18 protein-coding genes and 1 tRNA gene are annotated in these 16,756 nt (G+C 69.6%); 12 read left to right on the top strand and 7 right to left on the bottom strand.

Annotation, left to right across the window (positions count from 1 at the left end; all coding sequences use genetic code 11):
- Positions 1-81 precede the first annotated feature (81 nt).
- The 3 genes from MX571_RS00935 to MX571_RS00945 form a co-directional block, all read right to left on the bottom strand.
- Positions 82-1,032 (bottom strand): DUF7537 family lipoprotein, encoded by a 951-nt coding sequence (locus MX571_RS00935; RefSeq protein ID WP_247413721.1) that lies wholly within the window; start codon positions 1,030-1,032, stop codon positions 82-84.
- Positions 1,033-1,175: 143 nt separating this feature from the next.
- Entirely contained in the window at positions 1,176-1,574 is a 399-nt protein-coding gene (locus MX571_RS00940; RefSeq protein ID WP_247413722.1) for an Hsp20/alpha crystallin family protein, read from the bottom strand.
- 126 nt (positions 1,575-1,700) lie between these two features.
- Positions 1,701-2,714, bottom strand: a complete 1,014-nt coding sequence (locus MX571_RS00945; protein ID WP_247413723.1) for a type II glyceraldehyde-3-phosphate dehydrogenase — start codon at positions 2,712-2,714, stop codon at positions 1,701-1,703.
- Positions 2,715-2,947: 233 nt separating this feature from the next.
- Between MX571_RS00945 and MX571_RS00950 the strand changes: the two genes are divergently transcribed.
- The 5 genes from MX571_RS00950 to MX571_RS00970 all read left to right on the top strand — a co-directional run bounded on the left by MX571_RS00950 (position 2,948) and on the right by MX571_RS00970 (position 7,122).
- On the top strand, positions 2,948-3,895 hold the full coding sequence (locus MX571_RS00950) for an aminopeptidase (protein ID WP_247413724.1): 948 nt from the start codon (positions 2,948-2,950) through the stop codon (positions 3,893-3,895).
- 84 nt (positions 3,896-3,979) lie between these two features.
- Positions 3,980-4,636 carry an HVO_0476 family zinc finger protein gene (locus tag MX571_RS00955; RefSeq protein ID WP_247413725.1) on the top strand — a complete coding sequence of 219 codons (657 nt, stop codon included), beginning with the start codon at positions 3,980-3,982 and terminating at the stop codon, positions 4,634-4,636.
- Between the two features lie 10 nt (positions 4,637-4,646).
- Positions 4,647-5,333 (top strand): protein-L-isoaspartate(D-aspartate) O-methyltransferase, encoded by a 687-nt coding sequence (locus MX571_RS00960; protein ID WP_368408964.1) that lies wholly within the window; start codon positions 4,647-4,649, stop codon positions 5,331-5,333.
- 69 nt (positions 5,334-5,402) lie between these two features.
- Positions 5,403-6,329 carry a class I SAM-dependent methyltransferase gene (locus tag MX571_RS00965; protein WP_247413726.1) on the top strand — a complete coding sequence of 309 codons (927 nt, stop codon included), beginning with the start codon at positions 5,403-5,405 and terminating at the stop codon, positions 6,327-6,329.
- Between the two features lie 37 nt (positions 6,330-6,366).
- Positions 6,367-7,122, top strand: a complete 756-nt coding sequence (locus MX571_RS00970) for a protein-L-isoaspartate O-methyltransferase family protein (protein WP_247413727.1) — start codon at positions 6,367-6,369, stop codon at positions 7,120-7,122.
- Positions 7,123-7,192: 70 nt separating this feature from the next.
- On the opposite strand, the gene MX571_RS00975 is transcribed toward MX571_RS00970, so the two are convergent.
- Positions 7,193-7,684 (bottom strand): DUF7382 domain-containing protein, encoded by a 492-nt coding sequence (locus MX571_RS00975; RefSeq protein ID WP_247413728.1) that lies wholly within the window; start codon positions 7,682-7,684, stop codon positions 7,193-7,195.
- Positions 7,685-7,759: 75 nt separating this feature from the next.
- On the opposite strand from MX571_RS00975, the gene MX571_RS00980 reads away from it, so the two are divergent.
- From MX571_RS00980 to MX571_RS01000, 5 genes are all read left to right on the top strand, one after another.
- A complete protein-coding gene (locus MX571_RS00980; RefSeq protein WP_247413729.1) occupies positions 7,760-8,848 on the top strand; it encodes an ATP-binding protein in 1,089 nt (362 codons plus the stop codon).
- A gap of 112 nt (positions 8,849-8,960) precedes the next feature.
- On the top strand, positions 8,961-9,353 hold the full coding sequence (locus tag MX571_RS00985) for a fluoride efflux transporter FluC (RefSeq protein WP_247413730.1): 393 nt from the start codon (positions 8,961-8,963) through the stop codon (positions 9,351-9,353).
- Positions 9,353-9,694: a fluoride efflux transporter FluC gene (locus MX571_RS00990; protein ID WP_368409033.1), complete on the top strand. Its 342-nt coding sequence runs from the start codon at positions 9,353-9,355 to the stop codon at positions 9,692-9,694. The genes MX571_RS00985 and MX571_RS00990 overlap by 1 nt, the downstream gene beginning before the upstream one ends.
- A gap of 57 nt (positions 9,695-9,751) precedes the next feature.
- A complete protein-coding gene (locus tag MX571_RS22620; RefSeq protein ID WP_247413731.1) occupies positions 9,752-10,762 on the top strand; it encodes a Gfo/Idh/MocA family protein in 1,011 nt (336 codons plus the stop codon).
- Positions 10,763-10,866: 104 nt separating this feature from the next.
- Entirely contained in the window at positions 10,867-11,865 is a 999-nt protein-coding gene (locus MX571_RS01000; RefSeq protein ID WP_247413732.1) for a lysylphosphatidylglycerol synthase transmembrane domain-containing protein, read from the top strand.
- A 49-nt stretch (positions 11,866-11,914) separates the two neighbouring features.
- On the opposite strand, the gene MX571_RS01005 is transcribed toward MX571_RS01000, so the two are convergent.
- The 3 genes from MX571_RS01005 to MX571_RS01015 all read right to left on the bottom strand — a co-directional run bounded on the left by MX571_RS01005 (position 11,915) and on the right by MX571_RS01015 (position 14,727).
- A complete protein-coding gene (locus MX571_RS01005) occupies positions 11,915-13,183 on the bottom strand; it encodes a sulfatase-like hydrolase/transferase (protein ID WP_247413733.1) in 1,269 nt (422 codons plus the stop codon).
- Positions 13,180-14,070 carry a hypothetical protein gene (locus MX571_RS01010; protein ID WP_247413734.1) on the bottom strand — a complete coding sequence of 297 codons (891 nt, stop codon included), beginning with the start codon at positions 14,068-14,070 and terminating at the stop codon, positions 13,180-13,182. Before MX571_RS01010 ends, MX571_RS01005 begins: the two co-directional genes overlap by 4 nt.
- A 584-nt stretch (positions 14,071-14,654) precedes the next feature.
- Positions 14,655-14,727 (bottom strand) — tRNA-Asp (locus tag MX571_RS01015).
- Positions 14,728-14,962: 235 nt separating this feature from the next.
- On the opposite strand from MX571_RS01015, the gene MX571_RS01020 reads away from it, so the two are divergent.
- Positions 14,963-15,193, top strand: a complete 231-nt coding sequence (locus MX571_RS01020; protein ID WP_247413735.1) for a DNA-directed RNA polymerase subunit H — start codon at positions 14,963-14,965, stop codon at positions 15,191-15,193.
- Positions 15,190-16,755: a DNA-directed RNA polymerase subunit B'' gene (locus MX571_RS01025; RefSeq protein WP_247413736.1), complete on the top strand. Its 1,566-nt coding sequence runs from the start codon at positions 15,190-15,192 to the stop codon at positions 16,753-16,755. The genes MX571_RS01020 and MX571_RS01025 overlap by 4 nt, the downstream gene beginning before the upstream one ends.
- The last annotated feature ends 1 nt before the right edge of the window (position 16,756 follow it).

The raw sequence follows: 16,756 nt of genomic DNA on the forward strand, positions 1-16,756 counted from the left end.
AAGCGTTCAGGCGGTGCCACGTATTACCGGCACATCGGGCGCACGTCGAGCGCCCACCGAGCACCCGACGCGTCGGCGACGCTACTGCCCGCTCCGTGCCGTCGCCTCGGCGAGCCAGTCCGGCTCCGCCACGGTGGTCGAGCCGAGGTCACCGACGACGCGCTCCAGTTCCGCGTCGTAGGTCACCCCGTCCTGCTCGAACGTGAAGCTGAACGACTGGGAGCGGATGACGCCCTCGCCGTCGACGAGGACCGCGGCGGCGGCACTGGAGAACGACGCGTCGGACCCGTCGTCGAGACCCGCGTTGACGATGTCGGTCACCGCCGGACCGCTGGCCTCGTAGCGGGTCACCTGGACGCCGTCGTACGTCTCGGTCCCGACGCGGGTGAACTGGACCTGCCCGAACTCCTCGCTCGACTCGTTGGCTCCGTCGTCGGGACTCCCGACGAGCGATTCGAGGCTCACGGGCTGGATGGTGCCCGCACCGGTGACGGACACGTCGTACTGCGTCTGCGAGAAGTCACCCATGGAGACCACCTCGCGCTGGTAGGTCGTCGCCCCGTCGGTGTAGCGCTCGGACGCCGAGGAGACGCTTCCGAACTCGTCGGACGCGCCGGCCACCTCGCTCGTCGTCTCGGCGAACCCTCGGTCACCCGCGACGTCGACCCGCGACACCGTCTCGAAGGTCGCCTCGGCGAACGACGCGCCCGTGTCGTCCGTCCGTAGCGTCATCCGCTCGGTCGCGGTGAAACTCCCAGCGGACTCCAGGGCGGTGACGAACCGCGTGTACGTCGCCCCGTCGAGCGACTCGCCGCTCTGTCCGCCCGTTCCGGACTGGGTCGTCTCCCCACCGGTCGTCGCCGTGGCCGACCCGCCGTCGGTTCCGGTCGTGTCGGCCACCTCCGTCCCGGCACCCGCGCCGCTCCCGTCGGTGGTCGCGGCACCACTCGACCCGTCGTTCGACGGCCCCGCACCGCAGCCAGCGAGGACGGTCAGTACACAGAGCACCAGTGTGAGAACAGTACGGTTCATCGGCGAGAGAAAGGCGGTCGGTGGAGATAGCCGTCGCGTCGACTCCGGCGACGGCGCTGAACGAAAGAACGTTCCGAAGACGAGAGAATCCGGGAGACGGGAGAATCCGGTGAGCAGCGTCGGGCGCTCGACGGCGAACCGCCTCAGTCGAGGTTGATGTCCGCGGAGGAGTCCGCGCGGAGGAAGGTGACTTCGAGGATGCCGTTGTTGAACGTCGCCGTCGCGGAGTGCTCGTCGACGCGGGTCGGCAGTCGAAGGCGCTCCTCGTACTGGCGGCGGTCGGTCGCGGCCGCGATGGTGAGCGTCCGCCCGTCGCACTTGATGTCGATGCCGTCCTTCTCGACGCCGGGGAGGTCGGCGACGACGTAGACGTGTTCGTCGTCCTCCTCGGTGGTGATGTGGACGTCGTCGCCGAACCCGGCGTCGGCGGCGCTGTGCACGTCGACGCCCATGTCCGCGCCGATCATGTCGTCCATCATCCGACTTAGTTCGCGAAAGATATCGTCGAAGGGGTCGCGGTCGTCCCTGTCACGAGGTCCCATGGTGACTAGCAAGACTCTCCGACACATGAACTTTCTGTGTACGCCCGTAGCGATGGACAGTCCACTCGCGAGCAGTGAATCGGTTTCGAGACGGTTCGAGCGCGCTGAATCTCGGCGTTGCGCGGCTCAGAACCCGAGGCCCATCGCCTCGTCGGTGCGGGCCATCGACTCCTCGCGGTCGGCCTCTCCGAGGACGGCGCGAATCGCGTCGACGTTCTCGGGGACGACGTCGGACTCCTGGTGAATGGCCTGGAACAGGTAGAGGTCGTCGTCCTCGACGGTGATGGACTCGTCCCAGATGCAGTTCTCCCAGATGTCCGCGCGCGGTCGGCCGTGGTCCATCGCGAACTCCTTCAGTTTCCCCGCGCCGTCGATGGCGTACTTCTCGGGGACGAGGAACAGCCGCGATTCCGCGCCGAGCAGGTCGCGGACCTCGTCGGCCGTCGGAACCTCCTCTAGCTGGACGTTGACGGAGTGAGTGTGCATCAGCGTCGCCGGCACCTTCATCCCGAGCGTGTCGATGTTCAGGTCCGGGAAGATGGTGTTCACGTCAGGGCCGTGGTGGCTCGGGAGCGTCACCGGGTTCGGCAGGATGTCGTTGATGGGACCGCGACCGGTCTGGCCGGGGTCGCCGCCGCGACGGACGAGCGTCACGCGCGCCTTCTGTACGCCGTACTCCTCCTGCAGCGGCGCGAGCAGGCGCGAGAGGCCGGTCGTGTTACAAGAGACGACGCGGACGTGGTCCGCGCCCTCCGCCTGCGCGTAGTTGCTCCGCGCGTTGAACGAGGTGTCCACGAGGTCCGCGTCCTCGCCGCCCTGGTAGAGGGCGGGCGTGTCGTACTCCTCGTAGATGGGCTTGTTCTCCGCGCCGATGCCCGACGGGCAGGCGTCGACGACGACGTCACTCGCCTCGACCAGGTCCTCGACGCCGCCGGCGACGTCGATATCCGCCTCGTCGAACAGGTGCCGACGGTCCTCGACGGCCGCGTACAGCGGGTAGCCCTTCGACACCGCGGTCTCGGCCTCGAAGTTCGGGCGCGTCTTGGCGACGCCGACCAGTTCCATGTCGTCCTGGGCGGCGACGGCGTCCGCGACGCGCTTCCCGATGGTACCGTAGCCGTTGATGCCCACGCGTATCATGTCCGCACCTCCCCCGTCGCGGGGCATAATTATTCCGTGGCTACCGTCCACAAACGGTCGGTATTGACTCGTCTTCGAGTGAATTCGTAGGCGCACGGGGACGGGCGACGGCCAGCCTCGGCACCCGATTCGACGCGGGGCGGTGCGCCCGAACCGGACGTCCCCCGTCACACGACGGTACCGAACGGAGCGATGTGGCAAGGGCTAACTCTGGGGGTCGGCAACGCCGAACCATGACGGACCTCTCGGCACCAGCCCTGACCGCCATCGAGCAGTGTCTCGCCCTCGACACGGACGAGTCGTGTCTCGTCGTCACCGACGAGAAGCGCGAACCAATCGGCGAGGCGCTGTACGACGCCGCCCGCGCGGTCACCGACGACGTGAGCATCGTCCGCTACCCGCCGGGCGACCAGCACGGCGAGGAGCCGCCTGCGCCCGTCGCCGCCGCGATGCGCGAGGCCGACGTGTTCCTCGCGCCGACGACGAAGAGCCTGAGTCACACTCGTGCGCGCTCGCAGGCGACCGCGGCCGGCGCACGCGGCGCGACGCTCCCCGGCATCACCGAGGAGGTGTTTACGACCGGCCTGGACACCGACTACGACGCCATCGAGCGTCACACCCGCGAGACGTACGAGCAGGTCGCCGGAGCCGACGAGGTCCGCGTCACCGCCCCGAACGGGACCGACATCACGTTCCGCCCCGGCGAACGCGAGTGGTTGCAGGACACCGGCATCGTCCACGAGGCAGGCGGGTTCTCGAACCTCCCGGCGGGAGAGACGTTCGTCAGCCCCGAGACCGCCGACGGCACGTACGTCGTCGACGGGACGATGATGCCCTACGGCCTGCTCGACGGGCAGGAGCTCCGGTTCGAGGTCGAGGACGGATACGTGACGGACATCTCCGACGACGAGGTGCGCGAGCAGGTCGAGACGGGTGCCGAGGAGGTCGGACAGGACGCGTACAACCTCGCCGAACTCGGCATCGGGACGAACGTCGCCGTCACGGACCTCGTCGGGTCCGTTCTGCTCGACGAGAAGGCCGCGGGCACGGTCCACATCGCCATCGGCGACGACGCCGGAATCGGCGGCGACACCGACGCACCGCTCCACCTCGACGGCATCATCCGGGAACCGACCGTGTATGCAGATGGGGAAGAGGTCAGCCTGCCGTCGCCGAACTGAGTTCGTCGTCTATCGACTGTCAGCGTCTCCCGCGAATCGTCGCGTGACCGCGTCCTTTTACGTCCCGACCGGGAACACGCGAGTATGAGCGAACCAGCACAGCAGGTCGCGGTCCCCTGCCCGGCCTGTTCGCCGGACCTCGAGACCGTCCACGAGGTGCTCGCGCCGGGGGACACGCTGACCGTCCGCTGTACGGAGTGCGACCACACGCACAAGACGTCCATCGAGGAAGAGGAGGAAGTCGAACGCCCGGTCATCGTCTCGCAGGACGGCGAGTCGTTCAAGACCCGCGTGAACGCGCCGCCCGACGAACTGGTCGCGGTCGGCGAGGAGTTCATCGTCGACGCCGAGGAGGCGCTGATGACCGTCCGCATCACGAGCCTCGAGGTCGGCGGCGAGCAGCGCGCCGAGTCCGCGCCAGTCGCCGACGTCGAGACGTTCTGGACCCGCGCCGTCGACAACGTCACCGTCCCCGTCACGCTGAACCCGAAGGACGGCAGCCACGACGGGACGCGGAGCGTCGACTTCCTGCTCCCCGGCGACCACGAGTTCGTCGTCGGCGAGACGGTCGAGCTCGGCGACGAGGAGTTCACCGTCAAGTCCATCCGCATCCGCGAGGACGCGGTCGGCCCCGGCACCGACATGACCCAGTTGCGCTACGACGGCGACGACGCCATCGCGAAGGACATCAAGCGCGTCTACGGCGACGACGAGACCAGCGACGCCTGGTCGGCGTGGTGACCCGACGACCGTGAGCGACGACACGGACGACGCGACCGGCGACGACGCGACCGGTGGCGACGGGACCGACGAGCGGTTCCGCGACGCGCGGAACCGCCTGCTCGACGCCCTGCGCGAGAGCGGCCGGGTCCAGCGCGAGTCGGTCCTCGAAGCGCTGGGCCGCGTCCCGCGTCACGAGTTCCTGCCAGCCGACCAGCGTGACGCCGCCTACGAGGACCGACCGCTCCCCATCGGACAGGGCCAGACGGTGAGCGCGCCGCACATGGTCGCCATCATGGCCGACCACCTCGCGCTCTCGCCGGGCGACCGCGTCCTCGAGGTCGGCACCGGCTGTGGCTACCACGCCGCCGTCACCGCCGAACTCGTCGGCGGCGAGCACGTCTACAGCGTCGAGTACCACGGCGACCTGGCCAACCGCGCCCGCGACACGCTCTCGCGACTCGGCTACGACGTCCACGTCCGCACCGGCGACGGACGAGAGGGCTGGGCCGAGCACGCCCCCTACGACGCGGTGTACGCGACGTGCGCTCCCGCCGACCTCCCCGATTCGCTGGTCGACCAGCTAGCACCCGGCGGAACGCTCGTCGCTCCGGTCGGCGACGACAGCCAGCGACTCGTCGTCGTCGAGAAGGACACCGACGAAGACGTCTCGCGGCGAGCCGAGGGACGCGTGCGGTTCGTCCCGATGCAGGGCTGAGGCGACGGAGACCGTTCGGGAGGACGCTGTGCGGTCACTGTTTTGGCGGTGGGCCGGGAACTCGACGACATGCCCACGCAGGACGCCGGGGACGACGACTACCGCGAACTGCTGCTCTGTCACACCGCGCGTCGAATCGGTGTCCTCGACGCACTGGCGACGACCACCGGGACCGCCGAAGGCGTCGCCGCGGAGACGGGTATCGACCCGCACGCCGCCGACCTGCTGGTCGAGGCGCTGGCCGACCGCGGCTTCCTCGAACTGGTCGGCGGGGAGTACCAGCCGACCAACCGGATGCTGGGGTTCCTGACGAAGACCGACGTCCGCTCTATCGGTCGGCTCTCCCACGACCTCGACCGACTCGACGCGTGGCTCGCCTTCCCCGAGACGGCGCGCGGTGAGGACCCGCCACGCTCGCCGGACTGGACCTCCAACGAACTCGGTGCGCGGGCGGCCCGCCCCGAGACACAGGTCCGAGCGGCCGTGACCGCCGCGCTACGTGAAGCGCCCGACGCAGAGCGCGTCACCGTCGTCGGCGACGCGCCCGGTCCGCACGCGGTGGAGTTCGCCGCCCGAGGGCGGGCGGTAACGCTCGTCGACACCAGCGACCGCGTCGACGCCTCGCGTGCCGGCCTCGAACACGAGTCGGTCACCCTCCTGGCTGGCGACCCGGCGAACCCCGACGACCCGTTCCCCGCGTCGGACCTCGTCGCGGGCGTCGGGGTGCTGCACCGACTCGAACCTGAGGGGGTCGACACGGTGCTCCGCAAGGCCCACGACGCAGCCCCCGCCTGCGTCTTCGTCGAGCCGGTCGCGGGTGTCGAGGGTGACGGTGGTCGCTCGACGCTGGCGGCGCTCGACGCCTACGCCTGCGAGGGGACGGCGAGCGTCCACGGCCGCGAGGAGTTCGTCTCGCGGGTCCGGGCCGCCGGGTTCGACGCGGCCGCCGTCGTGGAGATACCGGGGCTGTCCGACCGGGCCGTCGTCGGTCGATAGCCGCGCGATATTTACCGCTCGAACTCGGAGTTCGGCCATGGACCCGGCCGTCCTTCGGGAGGACATGGTCGACAGCCTCCAGTACGAGGCGAAGGGCGTCGTACGGAGCGACGAGGTCGGCCTCGCGATGCGCGACGTCCCCCGACACGAGTTCCTCGGCGACGACCGTTCCGCGTACGCCGACCGCGCGTTCGAGCGACACGGGACGACCGTCCTCGCGCCGAGCACCGCCGCCCGCCTCCTCGAAGCGCTCGCGCTCCGGGAGGACGACAACGTCCTCGTCGTCGGCGCGGGCATCGGCTACACCACGGGCGTCGCCGCGGAGATCGTCGGCGCGGCGAACGTCCACGCCATCGACATCACGCGACGGCTCGTCTACGAGGCCCGGCGCAACCTCTCGTCGGCGGGCTACGGTGAGGTGCTCGTCGACCGCCGGAACGGGATGGACGGCCTCCCGGAGTATGCACCCTACGACCGCATCCTCCTCGAAGCGGCGGCCATCGAGCCGCCACGGGCCCTGGTGACCCAGCTGGCCGACGACGGCCGGCTCGTGATGCCTCTCGGTGCGGGCAGTCAGTCGCTCGTCTCCGTCGGTCCGACGGGCAGCGTCGAGGAGCGTCACGGCCCGGTGCTGTTCAAGCCGATGCTCGTCGAGGGCGAACAGGCCGACACCGTCGAGCGCAACCGGACCGTCCGCGAGGACCGCGAACACGCCGAACGCGGGTCGTCCCGTCGCAACGGCTGGGAGCACGAGTGGCTCGACTGGGACGAGCGACTCCAGGGAACGCGGTAGGCTCACACGACAGAGGCTCCCGCTCGTTACTCCGACGGCGGGCGTCGGGGTCGACGTCGACGATTCTCGGTCAGTTCTCGGCGACCACCAGCAGCCTCGTGTTCGCCCGTCGGTCGACGAACTCGCCCCCTGCGGGCGGTTTCACGTCGAACGTGACGGTGCCGTCCGCCTGATTCGGTCCGAGCGTCGGAGCGAGGTCGAGCGTCGCCGTCCCGTCCGTGTCGGTCTCCGCGGTGACGACGCCGTCGAGTCGGGCCGTGTCGGCTTTGGCGACCACCGTCGCGCCGGCGACGGGACGACCCTCCGGCGTGACCACCCGGACCTCGACCTGCTGGTCGCCGGGGGTCACCACCTCGGGGGTCGGCTGCGTGTCGAGTTCGGTGACCGCGAGTCCCGAGACGCCCGAGAGCATCTGCATCATCACGCCGAGGCTGGCGACGCCGACGACCAGCGCGATGACGAGTCTGATGGGTAGTCCCTCGATAGCCCGTTCGTCCCCGCGGAGTCGCCGGAGGTCGTCGCGTGGATCGAACCGGGCGAGGCTGTCGAACCTGTCGAACATGGCCCGGCGTGGTCCCGTGCGCCTACTTAAACGCTCGGACGAGAGTTGAAACGCGACGGCGCGACCAGCCCCGCCATGCACGTCCTCGGCAGCACGGCCGAACTCGGTCCGGTCGCCCACCTCGGCGCCTACCGCGCCCGCGACGGGAGCCCCGGCGAGGAGGTCGGTCTCGACGTCGGCGGCCCGCACGCGGCGCTCGTCGTCGGCAAGCGCGGGTCCGGGAAGTCGTACACGCTCGGCGTCCTCGCCGAGGAACTGGCCCGAACCGACGGCGTCGCCCCGATCGTCGTCGACCCGATGGGTGCGTTCCGAACGCTCGCCGAGGCCCCCGACGACGTCCCGGCGAGGGTCGTCGAGCCTCGGGTACGCGCCGACGCACTCGAACCGAAGGCGTGGTGCGCGCTCCTCGGTCTGGACGCCACGGGCGCGGTCGGCGCGCTCGTCTGGCGCGCCGCGAGCGAGGCGACGACGCTCGACGCGATGCGCGCGTTCGTCGACGCGAGCGACGTGGCGCGAGAGGTCCGACTGGCCGCCGAGAACCACCTCGACCTCGCCGACTCGTGGGGGGTGTTCGACGGCGACCCCGCGGACCTCTCGGGCGGCGAGGCGACCGTCGTCGACTGCTCCGGACTGGACGACGCCCCGATGAACGCGGTCTGTCTCGCCGTCGCCAGCGACTGCTACCGGGGCCGACTCGACGGGTCGGTCGAGCGGCTGCCGTGGCTCCTCGTCGACGAGGCGCACGTCTTCTTCGAGGGCGTCGCCGCGAGCGCGCTCCGGCGGGTACTCACGCGGGGGCGTGCGCCCGGCGTCAGTCTCGTCTGTGCTACCCAGCGACCGAGCGCGCTCCCCGGCGTCGCCGTCTCGCAGTCGGACCTCGTGGTGATGCACCGACTGACCGGTCGCGCGGACCTCGCGGCGTTCCGCGACACCCGGCCGACGTACGTCGACGAGGGGTTCGAGCGCCGGATGCCGGAGCGTCCGGGCGACGCGCTGGTGGTCGACGACGCCACGGAGGGCGTCCACGCGATACGAGTGCGCGAACGGCTGACGCCACACGGCGGGTCGAGTCCGCGGGTCGAAACCGACGACGGCGATGCCGGGAGAGAGGGAGAGAACGAGAACGCCGACGGGAGGGGTGACGATTCCGGTGGAGAGGAGTGACGGGTCCGATGTGGAGGGGCGACGATCCCGATGCGGAGGGGGGACGGCCCCGACACGACTGGGTGCCGACCAGTCGAAAGGGTAGTACCGGCTCGTCCACTACTCGTCGCCGATGCAACGGGGTCGGGCGCTCGCGCTGGTCGCTGCGGGCGCGTTCGTGGGTGCGGTCTGTCGCTACCTCCTCGCGGTGTGGCTCCCCGACTCGACGGCCTGGCTGCCCGGGACGCTCCCGTGGGGTACCCTCGCCGCGAACGCGCTCGGAGCGTTCGCGCTCGGGGCGCTCACCGCCCGAGAGCGCGCTCCTGCCGTGTCGCTCGCCGCCGGCACCGGGTTCTGCTCGTCGTTCAGCACCTACAGCACGTTCGCCGTCGAGACGGTCGGCCTCGGCGGCACGGCCGCAGCGCTGTACGTCGTCGGGACGTACGGCGTCGGTCTCCTCGCAGTGGTCCTCGGTCGGTCCCTCGCCCGGTACGAACGCACGGCGACCGGAGGTGCCGGCCGCTGATTCCGCCCGCCGTCGCCGTCGGAGTCGGTGGCGTCGCCGGTGCGGTCGCTCGCCACCTCGTCTCCGAGCGAATCGAACGCGGACTGCTCGACACGTTCGCCGTCAACCTAGTCGGGAGCTTCCTGCTCGGCGTCCTCGTCGCGGCACCGGTCGACGGGACGGTCGTGCTCGTCGGGGGAACGGGGTTCTGCGGCGCGTTCACGACGTTCTCGACCACGGCCGTCGAGACGGTCGAACTCGCGGCAGAGGGGCGGTCGAGCGCCGTCGCTGTCGTCCTCGCGATGCTCAGCGGGGCGCTGGTGGCCGTCGTCGCCGGGAGTGCGGTCGGGGGGCTGTTCTGACTCTCGGCCGAGGCGGAGACTGGGGAACTTTACCGCAGCGCGGAGACTGCTCCAGTCGTGACTTCTGGACAGCCACTTCGAATCGCGTCCATCGGTGCTGGCGGCTGGGGCGTCCACGTCGCCAGTCAGGTGCTCGGCGACGACCGGGCGTCCCTCGTCGCGCTCGCTGACGTGAGCGAGGAGAGTCGAACCCGCGCCGGTGCGGAACTCGGCGTCCCCGCCGAGATGCGGTTCGAGGACCCCGGCGAACTGCTCGAGACGACCGACCTCGATGCCGTCATCGTCACCACACCGCACGCGCTCCACTACGACCACGTCAGTGCCGCGATGGACCGGGGGCTCCACGTCTACTGCGAGAAGCCGTTCACCACCGACGTCGACGACGCGCGCGACCTCGTCCGACGGGCGGAGGCCCGCTCCGAGGTGACGATGGTCGGCTTCCAGCGCCACCACGAACAGCCCTACCTCGCCGCGCGGGAGCGAACCCGCGACGCGGCGCCGAGCCTCATCACGGCCGAGATAACGCAGGACTGGATCGAGAACTTCCGGACGACCTGGCGGGCGAACCCCGACCTCAGCGGCGGCGGCCAGCTGTACGACACCGGGAGCCACCTGGTCGACGTCGTCCTCTGGCTGGCGGACGCGAGGCCGACGTCGGTCAGCGCCGAGATGGTGTTCGACGACGCCGAGCAGCGCGTGGACGTCCAGGCGCTCCTCAGTATCCGGTTCGACTCCGGCGCGGTCGCGAACGTCACCGTCTCGGGCGACTCGGCCACCGTCCGCGAGCACGTCCACGTCTGGACCGAGGAGGGCGCGACCTACGTCGACGGCCGCGGCTGGACCGAGCGCTCGCTGCGCGTGGTCGACCCCGAGAACACGACCAGCCAGCCGCTCGTCACGGAGGCCGAGACGCGCGGGAAGATGGAGGCGTTCGTCGACGCCATCGTCGGCGGCGAGTCGCCGCCGGTCACCGTCCGGCACGGCTTCTACGTCACCGCGGTCCTCGAAGCCGCCTACGAGTCGGCCCGCGACGAGGGCCGACGGGTCGCCATCGACCTCGACGCGTGACCGGGCGCCCGCCGACGGGTCGGTGACGAACCGGCCCGCCGGGGCGAGTCGATGGATTGATTCGGTCGGCACGGGCTATCTCGTGCGTGAATAGAGAGGGCTTCGTGGCGACCGCTGCCGGGTTCCTCCTCGCGGGGGCCGTGTTCGCGGTCATGTTCTGGCTGGTCGACGCTGAGGCCGTCGTCCGGGCGCTGAGTCGCGCGGACGCCGGACTGCTCGCCGTCGTCGCCCTGACCATCGTCTGCTGGAACGCCTCGTGGGGCGTCGCGCTCTGGAACGTCCTGCAGGCACAGGGCGTCACCGTGCAGTGGTACCAGGCACTGCTGGTCAACGCGGCTGGCGCGTTCGCCAACCACGTCACGCCGTTCGGACAGGCGGGCGGCGAACCCGTCACGGCGTGGCTGCTCTCCCGGACGGCGGACACGGACTACGAGGTGGGTCTCGCCTCGGTCGCCAGCCTCGACGCTATCAACGTCGTCCCGTCGCTGTCGTTCGCCGCCCTCGGTGCGACCTACTACGTCGGGGTCGTCGCCGTCGGCGACCGGCTCGGCTATCTGCCGGTCGCCGTCGTGGCACTGGCCCTCGTCGTCCCCGTCGTCGCCGTCCTCGTCTGGCGGCAGCGGCGAACGGTCGAGCGGTACGTCGGGGCGGCGCTCGCCCGCCTGTGGCGTGGCGTCGCCACCCTGGTGCCGCGACTCTCGCCGCCCCGTCCGGGGGCGCTCAGAGAACGGGTCGAGGCGTTCGTCGAGGCGGTCGAGCGCGTCGCCAGCGACCGACCGCGGCTGGCGGCCGCGCTGGCGTTCTCGGCGCTCGGCTGGCTGCTCCAGTCCGTCGGCCTCTGGGTGACGTTCGTCGCGCTCGACGCACCGATACCGGCGTACGTCGCCTTCTTCGTCGTCCCGATGGGAACGTTGGGGAGCGTCTTCCCCACGCCGGGCGGTCTCGGCGGCATCGAGGCCATCAACGTCACGCTCATCACCATCGTGACGGACGTCGCCCCGGCGACCGTGGCGGCCGCCGTCACCATCCACAGCGTCGGCGGCTACCTGCTGACGAACGGTATCGGTGCCCTCGCGACCGGCGCGCTCGGCGTCCGGCCGTGAGCGTCCGCGTGAACGTGGAACGAGCAGCCGAGAGCGTCCAGAGTCGACACTACAGGTAGCCGAGGTCCCGCAGTCGGTCGTCGACGTCGAGGCGTTCGGCCTCGTCGAGCGCCCCGTCGGTGGTCGGGAGGAGTCGCCGGAGTCGCGCGGCGCGGTCCGGGTCCGCCACGGGCGCGAGTTGCCGGGGGTCGGCCGCCAGGTCGTACAGTTCGGGCGACCAGTCGCGGTCCGGGTACTCGACGTAGCACAGCCCCTCCGCCCGAATCGCCCGTGCGTGGTTCTTCTGCCGGTGTAACGAGGTGCCGCAGGCGCGCATGTACGCCGGGCGGTCGTCGACGCCCGCTTCCGGCCTGATGGCGTCGCCGTCGACTTCGACGTCCGCCTCGACACCCAGCGCGTCCAGCAGCGTCGGGAAGACGTCGACTTGACGAACCTGTGCGTCGACCGTGGCTGGGCTGATTCCGGGGCCAGCGAGCACGAACGGGACGTTCGTCGTGAAGTCGTAGACGTTCTCGCCGTGGCCGTTCTCGATGAAGTGGTCCGCGATATCCGGTCCGCGGTCGTCGAGCGCCCTGTTGAGTCGGCCGACGACGTCCCGGGTGTCGACGCCGCCGTAGTAGCGCACCGCGTCGCGGACCGACTTCGCGAGCAGGCGGAGCGGGTTGTGGCGGTGGGTGACGCTCTCGCCGTGGTCGCCGACGACGGCGACGACGGTGTCCTCCGGGACGGCGTCGACCAGTCGGCGCAGGTGTCCGTCGAGCGCCGAGAGCGCCCGCCCGTACGGCGTCTCGCCGTACCGCGGCTCGTCGAACGCGGGCGGGACGTGGACGTCCTCGTGGAGTTCCCAGAGGTGAACGAACGCGAAGAAGGGGTCGGGGAGCGTGCGGAGGCGGCCGAGTGCTCGCTCGCGCCAGTCACCGAACAGCGACGCCGAGCGCTCACGGCAGTCGTACTCGTCGAACCCGCGGTCGAGACCGGTCTCCGGGAGGAGCGGCCCCGTGACGAGCGCCTCGGTGTGGTAGCCCCGGTCGCCGAGCACCTCGGCGAGCGAGCGGACGTCGGGCGACAGCGACCCGCGCTGGAGCGACTGGACGCCGTTGCGCTCGCCGTACGTGCCCGTCAGCAGGCTGGCGATGCAGGGCGTCGTCGTCGTCGCCGTGGCGTAGAGGTTCGGACACGACCGCCCGCGGGCCCGCAGGTCGTCCAGGAAGGGGGTCTCGGTACGGTCCGTCCGGAGGAAGTCCTCGCGGAGGCAGTCGACGCAGACGAGAAGCAGGTTCGGCCCACCGTCCGCGGGTGGGTCCGCTTCCCCAGTCACGGCCGGTAGCCGAGACTCCGCAGTCGGTCGTTGACCAGTTCCTCCTCGCTGGCCGTCGGTCCCTCCGACTCCTCTGGACCGCCGTCGGTTATCGCAGACTCCGCTCTCGTCGCCGTCGCGGACGCCGCGCCCGCCTCGGCGTCCATCAGGCGCGTCCCGCGGTCCGTCGCCGTCGTCTCGCACCACGGCACCTCCCGGAGACACGGGAGGTCGACGCCTGCGGGGTGGCCGTACAGGTACCGCTCGCCGAACGCGTTGCCGTGGTCGGCGGTGATGACCGCCCGGTCGGCGTCGACGTTCGAGCGCAGCGCCTGCACCTCCTCGAGGACGAGTTCGAGGTTCGTCCGGTAGCTCTCGCGGACCGACCCGACGTCGCGTCGGCCGATTCGGATGTCGTTCCAGATGGACATCGGCCGGTCGCCGAACTCCGCTAGCGTCACGCCCTCGTCGTCGGGGACGGTGAGCGAGGGGAAGTGCGGTTGCATGTAGTGGACGATCATTCGCTCGGGCGACCGGCGTCGCCCGACGCGAATCGCCCGGTCGGTGACGGCGCGGGGTGGGACCGTCCCGAGGTCGTCGTCCCAGCCGTCGTACCAGACCTCCTCCAGGTGACCGAAGCGGCTCTCGTCGAGCAGGTCGGCGGTGTAGGGGTTCCCGGTCACGTACGCGAGGGAGTCGAGCGCCTCGTCGTCGGCCTCGCCGAACACCGACGCGAGCCACTCATCGGAGGAACTACCCGGCGACCGCCGGACCTCGCCGACGTCGAGTCCCTCGTAGTCGCCCTCGCCGACGACCGTCTCGAACAGGTCCGCACGGCAGGCGTCGAGTACGATCAGGAGGTCCCAGTCGGCATCGAGCACGGGGTCGCCGTCGTCCGACGGGCGCATGGAGAGACACGTTCGCGACGCAACCTCTCGAACTGCGTCGAGGCCGGAGTGACGGAGAATCCGGCCAGCACTCAACAGGGGAGGCGTCATCTGATTGGCCAGTTCGTATCGAAGGTGGTAATGCATTCCTATCTACGATACGGTCCGGCTCGCCGGTGTTATCGGGGTCGGCACCAGTCAGCCACGCGTCAGACGACCCCGCCCAGTCGGCGATTTTTCCGTACCGGGAGAGCCGGGTCGGCGAGGCGATTCGGTCACCACGATCGTTCGTGACGCCTCGCGGGCGACTGTACGTTCCGAGGAGCGAGGCGGGGTTCGAACCTCGCTCGCACGGTCCCTCGCTTCGCTCGGGCTGCGTGCTCGCTGGTTCGGATTCCTTCGTCGCCGCACACTGATTTCCGTCCAATCGCGCAGAGGCTCGTCTCTGCGCGATTGGAGATCGAAGAAGCGCCCGAGGCGGGATTTGAACTCCAGTCGCTCGTTTCACTCGCTCCCCAGTTCGAATCCCTTCTGTGGTCGTTTCGTTGCTCACGAGAGCCGAGCACACGCTACGCGGTGTTCGGCGAGTAGTTCGCAACAGAAAGCGCCCGAGGCGGGATTTGAACCCGCGTCACGACCGTGACAGGGTCGTATGATGGGCCACTACACCACCCGGGCTCCCTGCACTCATCCGTACCCCGGAGATACATTTAAGCCTTTTCAAACGTTCGCTCCACCACCCGTGGTATCGTCCGACAGAGGGACAGATTGACGGTCCCCTACGGCGTAGGGAGAGTCGACCCCCTGACGGGGCGGGAGTAGCGCCGCTGCCCGCCGATAGTAAGCGTTTTGTCCTCCCAGTGAATAACCCGCTGTAGTATCTCGTGATAGCTTTCTCCACCGTCAGGAACACATGGTAGACGCAAGCCAACACAATCTCGTCCCAGAGCACTCCATCGTCGACGAGGAGGAACTCGAAGGGGTCCTGGACGAGTACAACATCGACCGTACAGACCTGCCGAAGATCAAGCGACGCGACCCGCCGCTCCGCGAGCTGGACGTGGAGGTCGGGGACGTCGTCCGCATCGACCGAGAGTCACGAACAGCAGACCGAGCAGTCATCTACCGACTGGTTATAGAATGAACAGGTCAGACCGACGCACGATCTCGCGAGAGTACTTCTCGCGCGACCGCCTCGCAGAACACCACTTCCGGTCGTTCAACGCGTTCCTCGAACGCGGCATGCAGGAGGTCGTCGACGAGAAGGAGACCATCGACACCGACATCGGCGACAAGGAGGGCCAGGAGCCCGTCTACGTCGAACTCGGTGACGTTCGAATCACCACCCCGCGCGTCCGCGAGGCCGACGGGAGCGAGGAACTGCTCTACCCACAGGAGGCACGCCTCCGGAACATCACGTACGCCGCGCCGGTGTTCATGGAGATGACCATCATCCGCGGTGGGAAGGAGGAGGAGGAGCACGTCGTCGACACGGCCGAGACGAAGGTCGGCCGGATGCCCATCATGGTCGGGTCGTCGAAGTGCAACATCCACGGCTTCTCCGACGAGGAACTCGTCGAGATCGGCGAGGACCCCGCCGACCCCGGCGGGTACTTCATCGTCAACGGCTCCGAGCGCGTGCTGATGACCTCGGAGGACCTGGCACCGAACAAGATCCTGGCCGAACACGACACGAAGTACGGCGACGACATCCAGGTCGCCAAGACGTTCAGCCAGCGCCGCGGCTACCGCGCGCTCGTGCTCTGTGAGCGCAACCGCGAGGGCCTGCTCGAAGTGTCGTTCCCCTCCGTCTCGGGGAGCATCAACTTCGTCACGCTCGTCCGGGCGCTCGGCGTCGAGTCCGACGAGGAGATCGTCCACCGCGTCAGCGACGACCCGGAGATTGTCAAGTTCATGCTGGAGAACCTCGAAGCGGCCGAGGTCCAGTCGACCCCGGAGGCCATCGAGACGCTCGGGAAACGCGTCGCCTCGGGTCAGGGGAAGAACTACCAGCTGAAACGCGCGAACTACGTCATCGACCGCTACCTCCTGCCTCACCTGCACGAGGACGGCATCGACGAGGAGGAGGTCCGACTCAACAAGGCGTTCTACCTCTGCCGGATGGCCGAGGCGTGTTTCGAACTCGCGCTCGGTCGACGCGACGCCGACGACAAGGACCACTACGCCAACAAGCGCCTGAAGGTCAGCGGCGACCTGATGCGCGACCTGTTCCGCACGGCACTGAACAAGCTGGCACGCGACGTGAAGTACCAGCTCGAACGCGCGAACATGCGCAACCGGAACCTCTCCGTCTCGACGGTGGTCCGTTCGGACGTGCTCACCGAGCGCCTCGAACACCCCATCGCGACGGGCAACTGGGTCGGCGGGCGCTCGGGCGTGAGTCAGCTCGTCGACCGGACGGACTTCATGGGGGTCCTCTCCCACCTGCGGCGGCTTCGCTCGCCGCTCTCGCGGTCGCAGCCACACTTCGAGGCGCGCGACCTGCACGCGACCCAGTGGGGTCGCATCTGTCCCTCCGAGACCCCCGAGGGACCGAACTGCGGTCTGGTGAAGAACTTCGCGCAGGCGATGGAGCTGAGCCAGGACGTGGCGGACGAGCGCGGTCTGAAACGGGAGCTGTCGGCGATGGGCGTCGAGGGCATCCCGGGTATCGAGACGTTCGACCAGCAGCCAGCGGACGACTAAC

It is taken from the genome of Halomarina salina (assembly GCF_023074835.1).
GTDB classification, from domain to species: Archaea; Halobacteriota; Halobacteria; order Halobacteriales; family Haloarculaceae; genus Halomarina; species Halomarina salina.